Genomic DNA, 15224 nt, shown 5'->3' on the forward strand with positions numbered 1-15224 from the left:
ATGTATGCACGCAAAATTGTGTGAACATACATAAGTCTCACTATTTAAGACAATACCGGATTGGCTTCTTGCTGACGATATTGCCGCAGAATATTTCTGCTAGTTACTCCCTTATGATTGTATCGTAAGAATACCAGATTCCATGGGAGCTGTCTAGCAAAATAATCGCTTTGACTACCTCTGCATTCGCCACAGCACTTGGATATTCTCACATTAAGCGTTTACATATTTTAAACCATTCTACTGCTTTTCCACCAATCCCACCAATATTACGGTAGTCACCATAAAATTATGTGACTATGCAAAAAGGCGACCTGAAGCTGAATAATCTTCAAGTCGCCTTTTTAATTAGGTTAGCCGTAATCCTAATCGATTATCAGCTAACTAGCTTATTTCCAAAAATCATCAAACACAGTGATGGCCGCGTGGCGTTTGTGGGCAGTCTTTAAGTACCACGCCTCAATCTTTTCGGCCGCAGCATCGCTGACCGTCCGGCCTTCCAAGTAATCGTCGATGTCGTCGTAACGAACACCTAACGCGACTTCATCAGGTAATGCTGGCCGATCTTCTTCCAAGTCAGCGGTCGGGACTTTGTCATACAAATGCTTGGGCGCATCTAAAGCGGCCAGCATTTGTTTACCTTGACGCTTGTTCAATCGCCATAGTGGCACAATATCCGCACCACCGTCACCGTACTTGGTATAAAAACCAGTAACAGCTTCGGCTGCATGGTCGGTTCCCACGACAGCACCGTGCATTTCACCGGCAATCCCATATTGCACGATCATGCGTTGGCGCGCTTTAATATTGCCCTTGTTGAAATCATGAATCGTCAATTGGTTAGCTTCCAATGCAGTTACCATGGCATCCGTAGCCGGTTGAATATCCACCCGATCCGTCACGTCGGCTTGCATAAAATCAATCGCTGCCATCGCATCCGCTTCATCCGCTTGATTGCCATATGGTAACCGGACTGCGATGAATTGATAGCGATCATCACCCGTTTCCTGCCGCATTTCGGTAATGGCCATCTCCGTCAATTTTCCAGCTAACGTGGAATCTTGACCGCCAGAGATGCCAAGCACATAGGTCTTCAAAAAGGTATTTTTAGTTAAATAAGCCTTCAAAAAATCAATACTTCGACGAATCTCAACTTCTGGATCAATCGTTGGTGCAACGTGTAACGCTTTAATAATCTCAGCTTGTAATGGCCGCATTAGTAAGCTTCCTCCTCATCTTTATGGTTAACGTGGTCTCTGACCGTGTTAATAATATTCATTTTATGATCATAAAGTTTTTGTGACAAGTCGACCGGGTAATCCTGAGGGTTTAAATCCCGTTTGTATTCGTCCCAAAGTGCATCTAGACTTTCAAATGAATACTCCTTGATTTCATCTAACGTTGGTAAAGTATAAACTTGTTGACCGCGGTCATAGATGGGAACCAATAGTGGTCGCGCATCAAAATCGCTGACCGTCTTATTAATATACGTATAGCTTGGATGGAACATATAAATTGATTCTTCGTTGCGCGGATCTTCATCGTACAACGTCACATAGTCGCCTTCCGACTTGCCATCCGCACGCTTCGTAATCCGCCAAACTTGTTTTTGACCAGGCGTTGAGACCTTTTCCGCGTTATTTGAAAGTTTGATCGTATCAACCATCTGATGATGATCATTCTCGATCGAAACCATCTTGTACACGGCCCCTAACGCGGGTTGGTCAAAGGCCGTGATTAGCTTCGTCCCAACACCCCAGACACTAATTTTAGCACCTTGCATCTTCAAGTTTTGGATCGTTTTTTCGTCCAAATCATTTGACGCATAAATCTTGGCATCTGGAAAACCAGCTTCGTCTAGCTGTTCACGCACGCGTTTTGATAAGTAAGCCATATCGCCACTATCGATACGAACCCCTTGGAAATTGATTTTATCACCCATTTCCTTAGCCACTCGAATCGCACTCGGCACCCCGCTACGTAACGTATCATACGTATCCACTAGAAAGACACAGTCATGATGGGTCTCCGCATAGGCCTTGAAAGCTTGATAATCGTTTCGATAAGTCTGCACGAGCGCATGCGCATGGGTCCCGCTAATCGGAATACCAAAAATTTTGCCAGCCCGCACGTTACTCGTCGCGTCAAAGCCACCAATATAAGCCGCCCGGGTTCCCCAGATGGCCGCATCAAACTCTTGCGCCCGCCGAGTACCGAACTCTAGTAAGCCATCTTCACCGACAACCGACTTAATGCGCGCCGCTTTAGTCGCAATCAGCGTTTGATAATTGATAATATTGAGTAGTGCCGTTTCAATTAACTGACAAGTGGCCAGTGGTCCTTCGACTTGTAACAACGGTTCATTATTAAAGACCAAGTCTCCTTCACGAACCGCACGAATCGTCGCATCAAATTTGAAATTCGCTAAATAATCTAGAAAACCGTCTGAGTAGCCACCCAGTTCACGTAAATATGCGATGTCAGTTGCCGTAAAATGTAAATGATTGATATAATTAACAACTCGTTCCAGACCCGCAAATACCGCGTACCCATTTTGGAACGGCATCTTACGAAAGAACACTTCAAACACCGCATGTTTGTTGTGAATACCTTGTTCCCAGTAGGTTTGGATCATATTAATTTGATAAGCATCCGTATGCAAGGTAAAACTATCATCCGGATAGATTTGCGTCATGAGTATAATTCTCCATTTCGTAGGTAATAACCGTGTTTACAGTAAGTTAAGCTTATTTTAGCATTTTTTATAAAAGAATGCGCTTAAGCATCCAAAAAGTTGCAGAATTCCTTGATTTACCTATACTTTAATTATGATTAGAAAGTGAGGTCGCTTATGTCAGTCCCTTTTGACACGGTTAACATCTTAAACGTGCCGTTTATCAAGACAACTAACGCTGGTTTTGTTCAGCAACTTCAAACCGATATTCTCGCGCATCGCAATCGCTTTGTGGTGACCGCTAACCCCGAGATCTTAATGTATGCTCGTGAACACCCCGATTACCAACAGGTGTTAACGCAAGCGGACTATATCACGCCAGACGGCATTGGCGTCATTCAGGGGGCCCAGATTCTTGGCACACCACTCCCCGAACGGATCACCGGCTATGATACTCTTTTAACACTACTAGAATGGGGTAGCCAACAGCACCAACGGATCTTTTTGTTAGGTGCCAAGCCGGCCGTGTTAAAGCAAGTGACCACGATCGTTCAACGAGATTATCCCGGCATCGTTGTCGCGGGTGCCCGTGATGGCTATTATGACGACGAACAAACCGTTGTCGACCAAATCGTGGCCGCGCAACCCGATATGGTCTTCGTAGCCACTGGTTTTCCTAAGCAGGAATTTTTCATCGCCGAACACCGCCAACGCCTCGATGCGCTCTGGATGGGTGTCGGGGGTAGCTTCGACGTAATTGCAGGCGCGGTTAAGCGGGCGCCGTTATTTTGGCAAAAACACCACGTTGAATGGCTCTACCGTCTGATTCAAGAACCAAGTCGTTTCAAGCGGATGCTCGTGTTACCCCGCTACTTGCGGTTAGTTAAAAAAATAGCGCGCCAGCAAGCCCATTAACTGGCAATCATTACCAGTTATAAGCCACTGCGTTACGATGACAATTGCTTTTGTGCGTGTACCCAGTCTTCAGTCATAAATCCAAAAATAGCTCACCTAGAATAACATCCTAGGTGAGCTATTTTTGGTATCACCACTCTAATCAGGTGCCCAGCACCCGACCGACTGGTTATTTTTCAAGATAAAACTCAAACCGGTTACCAACGTACTGGGTCCGCACGTATTCAAACGGTTCGCCGGTTTGCAAATACGAAATCTGCCGTAACCGTAGCAACGCATCGCCACGCCGGACTGACAAGTATTCTGCGATACGCTCAGAAGCAGACATCGCCGAAACCGTCTGTTGAGCCTTACCAGGCACTAAACTTGCCTTTTCTTCCAACGTCCGATACAACGAACTCGTAATTTCGTCCTTGGTGAACTGCTTGACGAGTCGTTCTGGAACTGTTGCGACCTCAAAACAAATTGGCACATCATCACCATAGCGAATTCGTTCCATCCGTAGAACTTGTTCGTTGGCGCCTAACGCCAACTTTTCGCTCTCAGATAGCGACGGGCTCGTCACGTGATATGAAATCGTCTTACTTGATGGGACCTTACCCTGGGCCAGCATTAGATCAGTAAAACTGGTGACACCGGACATTTTTTCTTGGACCTTCTGATTCGCGACAAACGTGCCGGCACCGACTCGCCGCTCTAATATTCCTTCGTCAACCAATGTCTGGATTGCTTGTCGAAGGGTCATCCGACTAACATCGAACTGTGTAGCCAGCTCCCGTTCAGACGGAATCCGGTCACCAACGGCCCACCGACCTGCTTCAATCGCCTGCTTAATTTGGTTGTGGATTTGAATATAAATTGGCGAACTCATGGTACTCATCCCTTACTTCTAATTTATTTAGCTGCTTTTTTACCGTAGCTATATGTTGCGACTAAATCTTGATTGCCATCTAAGATGTTGATATCAGCATCTTTACCGGCTTCCAATGTTCCTTTCTTAGTCAACCCAAATTCACGTGCTTGGTTGACAGAAGCCATCTTAACCGCTTCAGCAATGCCACAACCGGTGAACTTCTGAATATTCTTGAAGGCATTAATGAATGTCAGGACAGAACCAGCCAAGTTACCTTCTTCAAGACGTGCTTGACCATCCTTAACAATCACTTTTTGACCACCTAATTCACTGATACCGTCGGGTTCACCCTTGGCACGCATTGAATCAGTCACCAATTCGATCCGGTCAACGCCCTTTTGTTCGTAAGCGAGCTTGATCATGTCAGGCACGATATGGAACCCATCACAGATCAATTCACAGTACATGTTGTTTTCAAGCATGGCATGACCAGTAACACCTGGTTCACGGTGCTTGAATTCACGTTGCGCGTTGTATAAATGCGTCACGTGAGTTGCTTTACTTGCTAATAATTGTTCACGAGTCGCGTTACTGTGGCCCACTGAAGGCACAATGCCATTTTCCAAGCAGTACTTTTCAAATTCACGCGAACCAGGATCTTCCGGCGCGTAAGTAATCAACTTAACCCGACCACCCGACAACTTGTTCCAGTTGTCTAATAAGTCAACGTTAGGATTCTTAATGTACTTTTCAGGTTGGGCACCCTTAAACGTCGCCGAAATGAATGGGCCTTCCAAATGAACCCCTTGGATAACCGGATTTTCATCGGCGGCCTTGTTAATACCGGCCATCGAATGATCTAAGTTTTCGTTGGATTGCGTCATGGTCGTACAGAAGTATGACGTAATACCTTCGCGGGCAACCATATCATTAACCATTTCGTTAATTTCAGCTGGATTCCCGTCCATTGAATCAAAACTATAACCACCATGGCTATGAACATCAATGAAGCCCGGTACAATCGTTTTGCCACTCACAAATTCGATATCATCATCGGGTTGGGCCACGTAGTCATCCATTGGACCAACCGCTTCAATTTCCTTACCGAAACGAATGTAGCCGTCATCGATCTTTTCTAGACCAGTATAAATGATGGCATGTTTTAACACTTTGCTCATGAACAATTCCTCCTTGGATTTATCTGGTTTAATTATAATCGGTATAGACCAAACTTGCAACCACCAGCACCAAGTAATTTAAGATTCGCCAAGTTCCTTCGCAATCGTCGCATCAATTCCCTTCACCACTGCGGTCATAAAGCCGGCCTCTTCCATGGCCAGTAATCCAGCAACCGTCGTGCCACCAGGTGAAGAAACTTGATCGATCAGGTCAAACGGAATTTTATCAGAAGCTAAAACATTCTGCGCACTGCCCAGCGTGGCCTGCGCCGCAATCTTAGTCGCTGCATCCTTGCTCAAACCGTGCTTGACGCCTGCGCGGGCCATCGCGTCAATAAAGAAATAGATGTAGGCCGGCGAACTACCTGCTAAGGCTGAAAAAGTTGGAAAATCTTTCTCAGCGATGGCACTCGTGGCACCAATCGCATCGAATAATTGTTGTCCAGCCGCATATTGCTCTGGTGTTAAGGCATCATTACCAACCAACGCCGTCATCCCGGCACCAATCGCCACGTTCACATTCGGCATGATTCTCAGAACGGGGAGATCAGGGACAACCGTGGCATAATCGGCCAAACTCAATCCTGATACCATTGTAATAACCCACTTGCCCGTTAAAGCTGCTTGAACTTCTTTTAATGCGGCCAACGCAATGTTCGGCTTAACTGCCAAAACGATAACGTCAGCAGCTTGTGCCACGGCCAAATTAGTGTCACAGGCCTGTAGCCCATTTTTTTGCGCATAAGGTTGATAACTCGCAGCATGGGCACTGTGAATATAAATATCTGCTGGGACGACCGCTTGTTGTTTTAACCACCCATCAATAATCGCGCGGCCCATGTTACCGGCACCAATGAATCCGATTTTCATCCGTAAAACGCTCCTCTGACTTATAATTTATATCATTAACCACTAACCGATTAACGGCTAGGCAGGATTAAACAGACATTCCCGCTTACTCTTCTACTATACCAATATTTGTGAAACTGTGGGTAATTAATCACTTTTTTCAGCTCAACTTTCACTATCAACAAATAAATATCACGAGCCACTCTATTAAGGTGATTGCTTATCAATACTGAAACCAATTGATTAATCTATTAATAATCGGCCTTCAATATGCGCGAAGCTCGTTGACAGGTCTGCTTGAACAAGCTAATGTAAACAGCAATCAAACACAGCGTTGCTTCCGAACACGGCTGTCTAAAAACAACTAAGGAGTGTTTCACTATGAACCAGAACAACCATTTCCGACTCACCTTATCAACCCTGCTGCAACAATGCCAGCAAGACATCACTAGTCTGCCCACGGCCATGCGCGCCGTCTTCAGCTGGCAACGGGGACTTAATGAATTAAAGACGCTTCGCCGCACCACTAAGTTGATGATGAGCACGATGCTAATCGTGACCATCATTGGTTTTATTCTGGGCCGCGATTACAGCCTACATGGCTGGATTGGCCTATTGACCGGGATTACGGTCGTGATTAACTTAATTCTGGTTGATCAAGGGCGACTGACGAACTATAGTTGGGGCATTATTGCCTGTGCGGCTTGGCTGACTACGGCCATCACCAATCGGCTGATTGGTGACATTGCGTCGCAATCATTTTACCTTATCATGCAATTTGTCGGCATCACCGTCTGGCATCGTAAAATGGCAGCGCAACCCGATGCCAGCGAACTGACTGGTCGTAAATTGAGCAAATTAGCCGGTTGTTCCTGGTTCGCGTTAGCCATACTCGTCTACGCCATTGTCTTACACTTTAGTAAACAACTTAACGGTAACCAAATCTACCTGGACGCGACCCTGTTACCACTTGGGATTGTCGGTAGTGTCCTCATGGTCAACGGTTATCGTTCCCAATGGGTTGCGTGGATCACACTCGACGTGATTAACGTTATTATCTGGTTCAACCAATTAAAAGGCTTCAGTCCTGCAGCCGCCTCAATGTTAGCATTGCAACTAGTGATGCTCGCTAACGCGTTATATGGTGCCTACTTGTGGTTCTTCGGTCAAAACACTCAGCAAGATAAACTAGATACACATTAAGCAAGCTAACTGGCAATCAAAACCAAGCACTAATCGCTTCAAAGTTAAACACATAACTTTGAAGCGATTTTTTATTTGGGTTACCGTTCGGGTGGCTACATCCTTATCTGAAAAATGTCTATCAGTTTACATTTAGCGACGAGTTTGTTTAAGTTAGAACTAATTAACTGACTATTGAGGGGGACGTTTACCATGGTGACAGTCGTTCGTCGCACACTTCACGATAAAATCTTTATTATTGCATTAATTTGTGCTGGTTTAAGTTTGTTCATCGGGACACCCCAACTGACGGCAATTAATTGGGCTACGATTGGCACCTTATTTGCACTCATGATCAGTGTTCAATTACTTCGCGCGATGCATTTGCTTGATACTTTAAGGGACTGGCTCTTAGTTAAATCACACGATACCCGTCAAATGTGTCAATTATTCATCTTACTGGCCTTTGGTGGCTCAATGATTTTAACTAACGACGTTGCGATCCTAACGTTAATTCCAATCTTTCTCACACTCGCCCGGCGGCAGCACCTGGCCATTGCCTACCCAACGACTTTAATTATCATGGCAGCCAATCTTGGTAGCGCGTTTACGCCCATTGGCAATCCCCAAAATTTATTTTTGGTCACGTTCTATCACGTTAATCTATTCACGTTTTTTAAATTGTCGACTCCGTTAATGCTTGCTAGTCTAGCTTTATTAGTTGCCTTAAGCCGGCGGTTACCTCGGTTGCCGCTAACTGTAACACCAACCAAATCTACGCCCATTTCTCGCAGTCAAATCGGGCTTGCGGGCGGCCTGCTCAGTTTCATTATGCTTGGCATTTTTAATTTGGTGCCCATTTCACTAGTTATTATCGGAACGATTGTCGTAGGCCTCATGATTAACCGACGCGTCTTTCAGTACGTTGATTACGCACTACTCTTAACCTTTATCTGCTTCTTCATCTTCGTTAGCGCCATCAGTCATAATCCCGCAATAACGCATTGGCTCAACCAATTGACTCAGACAGCCCCCAGTGTCTATATTACTGGACTAATTACTAGCCAAGTCATCAGCAATGTTCCAGCCGCCATCTTACTAGCGAATTTCACGCCCCATTTATCAGCGCTATTTTTAGGCGTCAATATCGGCGGTCTGGGGTCATTGGTGGCCTCACTAGCAAATCTGCTTGCCTTAAAACAATTGTTGCCCTTCAATGATGAACAACCACTCCACCATTTTTTGATCGTGTTTACGGCCCTCAATGGACTTGGCCTGTTCATTTTAGGCCTTGGTGGCTGGTTCTATTTACACCTATAATTCAGTTACGCTGAGTAACGATTCAGTGAGAACTTGCAAACCAATCAACTTGAAATAGTGCGAAAACCAGTAACTAGCGTGACATCATAAAAGGAGCAGTCTCAATATCATGTGAGCCTGCTCCTTTTACGTTCTATCTCTGAGATGTTTAGTGATACTTAGTGCGCCTGATCCACCAACATGGCCGGAGTGACGATTTGCTGACCATCGTAGCGGTGACCCTTGATCACGCGTTTCGCCCTGACAAATTCACCATCGACCGTCAGCGTTAACGCACAAATTCCACCATCAAACAGGCCTGAACGACTGCCTGCATCAATTAGATATCGTGGAACGTCTTGCGCATCTGCCTGCATCTTTAAATAACCAGTGTGTGAACCAGTCAAGGTCTGCACCGGCGTATGACCAGTAATGATGACTTTATTGAATAAGTTCCGATGCCAACGGTGACTGCCAGTCGTGAAGTCATCATAATAGTCATCCCGAATCCACAGTAGGTCAGTCGTTGTTTGTTGTGTTAATGGGTATTGCCAGTTAACACCCGCGTGCATAGCCAGTAACCGACCATGTTGCCACATCAGCGGCAAATGTGCTAAGAAATCAGTATCCGGCTTTAATAGCGCACCATTTAATGCCCGCCGAACATGATTGGGATTGGAGGAGTAAATCCCTAATTTGCGCCAGGTCCGGTGACCACCGTTCAACACCCAAGTTGCGGTGGCATTGTCATCACCATGAGCTGTCCGTAGCCAAAATTCATCATGATTGCCAAGTAAAGCCACATCGCCGTATTCCCGTACCCGTTTTCTAACCATCGTCAGTACTTTTAGCGGCGCCAACGGAGCTGACTCGGTGGCATGACCAAAATAGCGTGCCGCCGTACCATCAATATAATCGCCCAAGAAAATCAAGCGCGTCGCGGTAACTTCAGGATCGGCTAATAAAACTGCCAGATCATCCGCGGCACTATGAATATCACCAATAAACGTATACAGCGGCATATTACTCCCTCCGTCTCATCGATAACCACGTGCATTAGTCGGGTTTAACGACCACCAATAACATCTGAAATCCTTGAACGGCATATAACGCGTGCCGGGCATCCTTAGGAATCACGATCGATTGTCCCGCAGTTAAATGATAAATGGTGCCTTCAATCGTAATTTCCGCTTCTCCACTTAAAATATTGACCATCGCATCGCCCTGGGCAGAATGGCCGCCAATCTCTTGGTCGGTTGCGACTGAAAATAGCGTCATACTTAAATCATCCCGTTGAACCAGTGTCCGGCTATTAACTTGATCATCATCCAGTGGAATTTGTTCAGTTAAATTGAGGACCTTAGCATGATCAATTTTGTTAATTAAACTCATTTGAATTCCTCCGCATCTCGCTATTAAGGCCTATTTCGTTTCTAATTGAATAAACTGGCACGGCTGCTCAGCGACCAACGTATGGACCGTATGAGCTGGCACCACTAACATCTCGCCCGCATGCACTTCTTGGTCGGTCTCCGTCGCCAAACGGACGGTCAAAGTACCATCAACAACCTCAAATAAGCGGGTCAGCGTGGATTGTTCAGCACTAATACTTTCACCCGCCGCCATTGCGTACATCGCAAACGGCAGTTCAATCCCTAATTTTCGAGCAAATGATTTACTAGTAATTGCATGCTCCCGGTAAGTCATCGTGGTTTTTAAATCAATTTTAGTTACCGCCATTTCAAATCCTCCTTGGTCATCATCATGGTCGCTTACGTTATTCATGATGGTATGATTTCTTAAATTAAGCTTAACGCTAACAAACTCAATTTTCGAGGTTCGATTGAATAAACATCTTATAATTCTGAATAACTGACTGCTAGTCATATACTTAATAACCACGTCATCTCTGGCAGGTAAATGCCTTTGCATCCAGATATGGGCCATGCAAAAAGCTGCCCAAGCATTATTGCGACGCTGGACAGCCTGCCGTTACTGCATTTGATAACAGTTCTGTGGAAAATTTGATTTATTCAGTCAACTAGTTGGGGCTGGTAGTGGGACAACCAAGGGTACGCATACGCAGCCTCTTCAACCAAATCTCATAGATCAAGTTCCAATACGACTTATTTTCGATAATAAGCCTTGGCCCAGCAGTTGCGACGCTCCCGACACCACTGTTCAAAAGTACCTACAAACATTTGGACATCTTGCGCAGGAATTAGTTCTTCCGTTCGCTGCATGTGCACAATATCAGATATCACCGGATCAAAAGTATACGTAACAACCAGATGTTGTGGGATTCTTCGAATAATCCCACCGTTGCGAGTAATCTCTAATCGCATCGTCTCCAGCTCAAGTTGAACTTGCGAATAAGTCTCTCTGGAGCAATAATCGACAACATCATACTGCTCATAACATCGTTTATACCAGGCATGCGAATTAGCCGGCAAATCATCAAATTCACCACGATTCATACGATTTCGAACAGCATGGTTAGCGCGCTTCTTTCCATAACCCATATGTGCTTTAAAAATTGGTGTGCTTTTATAAGAACGACTCATAATAATTATGATGGCCGTCATGACGCGTTAACTAGTACGTATTTTTAAAATTAACAATGCCAGCCATTAACCTCTTCCGTGTACTTACGGAATAAATAAATTCATTGACCAGACCTCCTATCCCATCTGGATCGTGCCCCCAAATAGAATACCAAAACATATCACATTATTATTGATGATGGCAAATAAACAGACCGAGACAAAAAAATCCACTTCATGAAGAATCCGTTACGCATTCTTCACGAAGTGGCACTACCCGCCGATATTAAGATAAATTTAAGCCAATAAAAAAAGTCGTTACATCAAGATCCTAAGACCTGATTAACGACGAAAGGCGTAACAATTGGGCTAGCTGGGTTCGAACCAGCGCATCACGGGATCAAAACCCGTTGCCTTACCACTTGGCTATAGCCCAATAATGAAATGGAGGGGAGTGGATTCGAACCACCGAACCCGAAGGAGCGGATTTACAGTCCGCCGCGTTTAGCCAGACTTCGCTACCCCTCCGTAAATCATTCAACTATATTAGAATACATAATTTTGAATAAAAAATCAAGACTTTTTTCAAAGTTTTTTCAGTTTTTATTTCAAATCCAGAATTTGCGTATCTTGATACCACTCCGCCATAAAATTATTGGCTTGCCATTCATTGATACGCTTGAGTCCATAGCCCACTGCTTGGTCATAATAGGTGGTCTGACCAAACACCCGCGGTTGCGGATGGACGTGCAAATGACCAAATAAAACGTGCGCCACGTTAAACTGCTCCAACAGTTGTCCTAACCGGGGCGTTCCCATTAACGCGTTAGCCATATTCCAAAACCGATTATCATCAGAAAAACGCAAATAATCGATCCGGGGAACAAAGTGCGTCATAAAAATAACTTGCTTGTGATCCACAGCAGCCAAGTTAAGCTGCGCTTTTACTTGGTTGAGCATTAAATCAGTCCGCTCCTGATCGCTCATCGGCTGTTTAATAGCCCGGTCGATCCAAAACGCATTCTTCCAGTGTAAGAAGTCGGCCGCAGTCGTATCAGGGACCTGGGCAGCATACTGATAGTCATACCACCCATTATGTCCAATCACGCGCCAATCTGTACCAGAAATATCGATATACCGGTTATGCAGGTAGCCATCAAAATGCCCTGTTTCAAGCTCGTCAAACGAAATGCCATGGACCATGTCATGATTACCCGCAATCCAGTAAACACGCGTCTGTGCGCCTAATAGGGCCTGTAAATCGACGACAAACTGCTGACTACGCTGAAAGTCATTAAAAAGATCGCCAGCAATCAAATAAATCTGAACACCATTCTGTAAAAGATAGGTCGCCTGAGATCGCATCATCGCAGTCGCATCCACTCGATTAACATCAAAATGATTATCACTACTGAAAGCAATTCGTACGATGGTCAACCCCTCCAAAACAAAAAAGATATGCTATCACTAAGATAACATATCTTCGAGTAAATATTCAATTTAGCGAATGCCTTGCATCGACCGTTTAATCATTGGCACCATCATAAAGAGGATAATCCCTAAAACGACACTAACAATCCCGGTAATCGCAAAATATGGCACTTCGGTTTGCGTCGAGTAGAAACGGACAATCTGTGCATTAAGCGCACTACCAACCGAATCAGTTAGGAACCACATACTCATCATCTGAGAAGCAAAAGCCTTTGGTGCAAGCTTGGTGGTAACTGATAAACCAATTGGTGAGATCAACATTTCAGCAATTTCAACGACTGCCCAACTGGCAACTAACCACCATGGACTAACCTTCCCTGCAGTTCCAAAGAGCGCCCCAGGTACAGCCATCACTAGGTAAGAAGCCCCAGCGAATAGCAACCCAATCGCAAATTTAGTTGGTGAACTAGGTTGTTTTTTACCCCACTTAGTCCACAACCACACGAATGGTGTTGTATAAATCATGATGAACAATGGGTTTAGCATTTGGAAATCAGAAGCAGCTAGATGGGTAAAACCAAGATCCAAATTAACCCGGTTAGCTGCAAATAACGCAAGTACGGACGAACCCTGTTCTTCAATTGCCCAGAATAAAGCAGCGGCAATAAACAATGGGATATAAGCCCGAACACGTGAACGTTCTGTTGCATTAGTCTTGTCAGACGTTAACATCAAAATAAAGTAAACGATTGGTGTCAAGATAACAAGCGTACTAATTAAACTAATAACATTTGCTAACGTAAGAGCATTCATTAATTGCATTAATAGTAGAATCAACCCAATCCCAACGATTCCTAAGATTGTCCACCGCATGATTTTTTTCAAATCACCGGGTTCCAATGGATCAGTTGGATAGAGGCTAGCAGAACTTAAATTCTTCTTACCATCAAAGTAGTATTGCAATAGACCAAAGAACATCCCAATCGCAGCTAAGGAGAAGCCTAAGTGGAAGTTAACATTTAAGCCGATCCGACCAACTAAGGCTGGTGCAACCAATGAACCTAAGTTAATCCCGAAGACGAAAATACTAAAACCAGCATCCCGACGTGTATCTTCTACTGTATACAATTGACCAACCATGTCAGAGACGTTTGGCTTTAATAACCCAGTCCCAATGACAATAAGTGCGATTGAAACAAATAGTGCGCCAACTCCAAATGGCGTTGATAACACGATGTGGCCTAACATGATGAAGACCCCACCAATAAAGACGGTCTTACGGCTACCCCAGACACGGTCACTTAGAAAGCCACCGAGGACACTAGAAACGTAAACTAAGGCCGAATAGATTGACATAATGGATGCTGCGGTGACTTGGTCAAATCCAAGACCACCTTTAGCGACACTGTAGTACATGTAATAGATCAGTAGCGCACGCATCCCGTAGTAACTGAATCGTTCCCACATTTCAGTGAAGAACAACGTCCGTAAGCCACGGGGTTGGCCAAAGAACGACCGATCCAGCTTTTGTTCCTTATCCAATAGAGATTCCTCCAAACTTCTTAACCAGTTTGTATTTCGTTTAAAAGTAACAAGTTTTGTTTCTTAATTAAACATAATAACTATTATACTAGCCTTAATCTTAATCAACAATAGCACTAACCGTTTTCTAATCTAATAACCATTAATTAAATTAATATCCACCATACATAAATAGTCTTAAATCCTTTTATAGCACCAAAAACTAGTTGATAGGACATTTTATAAGGCTTTTAGCTTTCTAAAATTAACACTAAATTCTAATTTAATATAAAATAATTAATAGCATTCAAATGCTGAAAATACGCAATTGGTATTAAAAATCTAATTAAACAAAAAACAAAACTGAAATTATCAACAATAAAGTACCGCTATTAAAATGGCTATGATTGTTCGCAGCATGTAATTTACAGTTATTGCGACTAATTATAATAAACCGCAAGATTGATATGCTAAGCATACCTAAAAAGCAGTGGCGACAATAGGCATCATCCTACTAAGCCCTTACGATCATTTCGATACTTCGGCATTCAAATAGCTAACATTCTTATATCAAAAAAGCAGCTTTGCGTTTGCGCAAAGCTGCCAATCATTTTATGTCTATTTAAAAATAAAAAGGCGAGAACCACGTCCCACCTCACAAGTGCCGGCTACCAGAGTCGAACTGATGACCCTCGGTTTACGATACCGATGCTCTACCAACTGAGCTAAGCCGGCATGATATAAAAATAGATGTTAACACAATTGCCAACATCTATGTC

The 15224-nt window shown here is 44.2% G+C and carries 14 protein-coding genes and 3 tRNA genes; 3 read left to right on the top strand and 14 right to left on the bottom strand.

From position 1 onward, the window contains the following. Window positions 1-389: 389 nt before the first annotated feature. Window positions 390-1217 carry an ammonia-dependent NAD(+) synthetase gene (gene nadE / locus ACWQAU_RS07650; RefSeq protein ID WP_003640900.1) on the bottom strand — a complete coding sequence of 276 codons (828 nt, stop codon included), beginning with the start codon at window positions 1215-1217 and terminating at the stop codon, window positions 390-392. Then, window positions 1217-2695, bottom strand: a complete 1479-nt coding sequence (locus ACWQAU_RS07655) for a nicotinate phosphoribosyltransferase (RefSeq protein ID WP_003640899.1) — start codon at window positions 2693-2695, stop codon at window positions 1217-1219. Before ACWQAU_RS07655 ends, nadE begins: the two co-directional genes overlap by 1 nt. A gap of 156 nt (window positions 2696-2851) precedes the next feature. Between ACWQAU_RS07655 and ACWQAU_RS07660 the strand changes: the two genes are divergently transcribed. Next, a complete protein-coding gene (locus ACWQAU_RS07660; protein ID WP_003643865.1) occupies window positions 2852-3589 on the top strand; it encodes a WecB/TagA/CpsF family glycosyltransferase in 738 nt (245 codons plus the stop codon). A 169-nt stretch (window positions 3590-3758) separates the two neighbouring features. Here the strand turns inward: ACWQAU_RS07660 and ACWQAU_RS07665 are convergent, their stop codons facing one another. The 3 genes from ACWQAU_RS07665 to proC all read right to left on the bottom strand — a co-directional run bounded on the left by ACWQAU_RS07665 (window position 3759) and on the right by proC (window position 6490). Beyond that, window positions 3759-4460 (bottom strand): GntR family transcriptional regulator, encoded by a 702-nt coding sequence (locus tag ACWQAU_RS07665; RefSeq protein ID WP_003640897.1) that lies wholly within the window; start codon window positions 4458-4460, stop codon window positions 3759-3761. Window positions 4461-4483: 23 nt separating this feature from the next. Then, the gene (gene nagA, locus ACWQAU_RS07670; RefSeq protein ID WP_003644997.1) at window positions 4484-5620 is read right to left on the bottom strand and encodes an N-acetylglucosamine-6-phosphate deacetylase; all 1137 of its coding nucleotides are present in this window, start codon (window positions 5618-5620) and stop codon (window positions 4484-4486) included. 78 nt (window positions 5621-5698) lie between these two features. After that, window positions 5699-6490, bottom strand: a complete 792-nt coding sequence (gene proC, locus ACWQAU_RS07675; RefSeq protein ID WP_003640895.1) for a pyrroline-5-carboxylate reductase — start codon at window positions 6488-6490, stop codon at window positions 5699-5701. A 360-nt stretch (window positions 6491-6850) separates the two neighbouring features. On the opposite strand from proC, the gene pnuC reads away from it, so the two are divergent. Continuing rightward, window positions 6851-7672: a nicotinamide riboside transporter PnuC gene (gene pnuC, locus ACWQAU_RS07680; protein WP_027821474.1), complete on the top strand. Its 822-nt coding sequence runs from the start codon at window positions 6851-6853 to the stop codon at window positions 7670-7672. A 192-nt stretch (window positions 7673-7864) separates the two neighbouring features. Beyond that, window positions 7865-8971, top strand: coding sequence for an SLC13 family permease (locus ACWQAU_RS07685; RefSeq protein ID WP_003640893.1), 1107 nt, complete (start codon window positions 7865-7867; stop codon window positions 8969-8971). A 158-nt stretch (window positions 8972-9129) separates the two neighbouring features. On the opposite strand, the gene ACWQAU_RS07690 is transcribed toward ACWQAU_RS07685, so the two are convergent. The 9 genes from ACWQAU_RS07690 to ACWQAU_RS07730 all read right to left on the bottom strand — a co-directional run bounded on the left by ACWQAU_RS07690 (window position 9130) and on the right by ACWQAU_RS07730 (window position 15180). Beyond that, a complete protein-coding gene (locus tag ACWQAU_RS07690; protein WP_013355212.1) occupies window positions 9130-9972 on the bottom strand; it encodes a metallophosphoesterase in 843 nt (280 codons plus the stop codon). A 34-nt stretch (window positions 9973-10006) separates the two neighbouring features. After that, window positions 10007-10342: a cupin domain-containing protein gene (locus tag ACWQAU_RS07695; protein ID WP_003640891.1), complete on the bottom strand. Its 336-nt coding sequence runs from the start codon at window positions 10340-10342 to the stop codon at window positions 10007-10009. Window positions 10343-10372: 30 nt separating this feature from the next. Next, a complete protein-coding gene (locus ACWQAU_RS07700; protein WP_003644999.1) occupies window positions 10373-10690 on the bottom strand; it encodes a cupin domain-containing protein in 318 nt (105 codons plus the stop codon). Between the two features lie 386 nt (window positions 10691-11076). Then, window positions 11077-11535 carry a hypothetical protein gene (locus ACWQAU_RS07705; protein WP_015825157.1) on the bottom strand — a complete coding sequence of 153 codons (459 nt, stop codon included), beginning with the start codon at window positions 11533-11535 and terminating at the stop codon, window positions 11077-11079. Window positions 11536-11857: 322 nt separating this feature from the next. Beyond that, window positions 11858-11929, bottom strand: a tRNA-Gln gene (locus ACWQAU_RS07710). 9 nt (window positions 11930-11938) lie between these two features. Continuing rightward, a tRNA-Tyr gene (locus ACWQAU_RS07715) sits at window positions 11939-12021 on the bottom strand. A 75-nt stretch (window positions 12022-12096) separates the two neighbouring features. Continuing rightward, window positions 12097-12939, bottom strand: a complete 843-nt coding sequence (locus ACWQAU_RS07720; protein WP_003640888.1) for a metallophosphoesterase — start codon at window positions 12937-12939, stop codon at window positions 12097-12099. 54 nt (window positions 12940-12993) lie between these two features. Continuing rightward, the gene (locus ACWQAU_RS07725; protein WP_003643855.1) at window positions 12994-14466 is read right to left on the bottom strand and encodes a peptide MFS transporter; all 1473 of its coding nucleotides are present in this window, start codon (window positions 14464-14466) and stop codon (window positions 12994-12996) included. 641 nt (window positions 14467-15107) lie between these two features. Further along, a tRNA-Thr gene (locus ACWQAU_RS07730) sits at window positions 15108-15180 on the bottom strand. Window positions 15181-15224 lie beyond the last annotated feature (44 nt).

The sequence above is a fragment of the Lactiplantibacillus sp. 3062 genome, from assembly GCF_055413545.1.

Excerpts from the sequence above, each read along its gene's own strand:
- nadE (WP_003640900.1), bottom strand. The coding sequence starts at position 1,217 with ATGCGGCCATTACAAGCTGAGATTATTAAAGCGTTACACGTTGCACCA.
- ACWQAU_RS07655 (WP_003640899.1), bottom strand. The coding sequence starts at position 2,695 with ATGACGCAAATCTATCCGGATGATAGTTTTACCTTGCATACGGATGCT.
- ACWQAU_RS07660 (WP_003643865.1), top strand. The coding sequence starts at position 2,852 with ATGTCAGTCCCTTTTGACACGGTTAACATCTTAAACGTGCCGTTTATC.
- ACWQAU_RS07665 (WP_003640897.1), bottom strand. The coding sequence starts at position 4,460 with ATGAGTTCGCCAATTTATATTCAAATCCACAACCAAATTAAGCAGGCG.
- nagA (WP_003644997.1), bottom strand. The coding sequence starts at position 5,620 with ATGAGCAAAGTGTTAAAACATGCCATCATTTATACTGGTCTAGAAAAG.
- proC (WP_003640895.1), bottom strand. The coding sequence starts at position 6,490 with ATGAAAATCGGATTCATTGGTGCCGGTAACATGGGCCGCGCGATTATT.
- pnuC (WP_027821474.1), top strand. The coding sequence starts at position 6,851 with ATGAACCAGAACAACCATTTCCGACTCACCTTATCAACCCTGCTGCAA.
- ACWQAU_RS07685 (WP_003640893.1), top strand. The coding sequence starts at position 7,865 with ATGGTGACAGTCGTTCGTCGCACACTTCACGATAAAATCTTTATTATT.
- ACWQAU_RS07690 (WP_013355212.1), bottom strand. The coding sequence starts at position 9,972 with ATGCCGCTGTATACGTTTATTGGTGATATTCATAGTGCCGCGGATGAT.
- ACWQAU_RS07695 (WP_003640891.1), bottom strand. The coding sequence starts at position 10,342 with ATGAGTTTAATTAACAAAATTGATCATGCTAAGGTCCTCAATTTAACT.
- ACWQAU_RS07700 (WP_003644999.1), bottom strand. The coding sequence starts at position 10,690 with ATGGCGGTAACTAAAATTGATTTAAAAACCACGATGACTTACCGGGAG.
- ACWQAU_RS07705 (WP_015825157.1), bottom strand. The coding sequence starts at position 11,535 with ATGACGGCCATCATAATTATTATGAGTCGTTCTTATAAAAGCACACCA.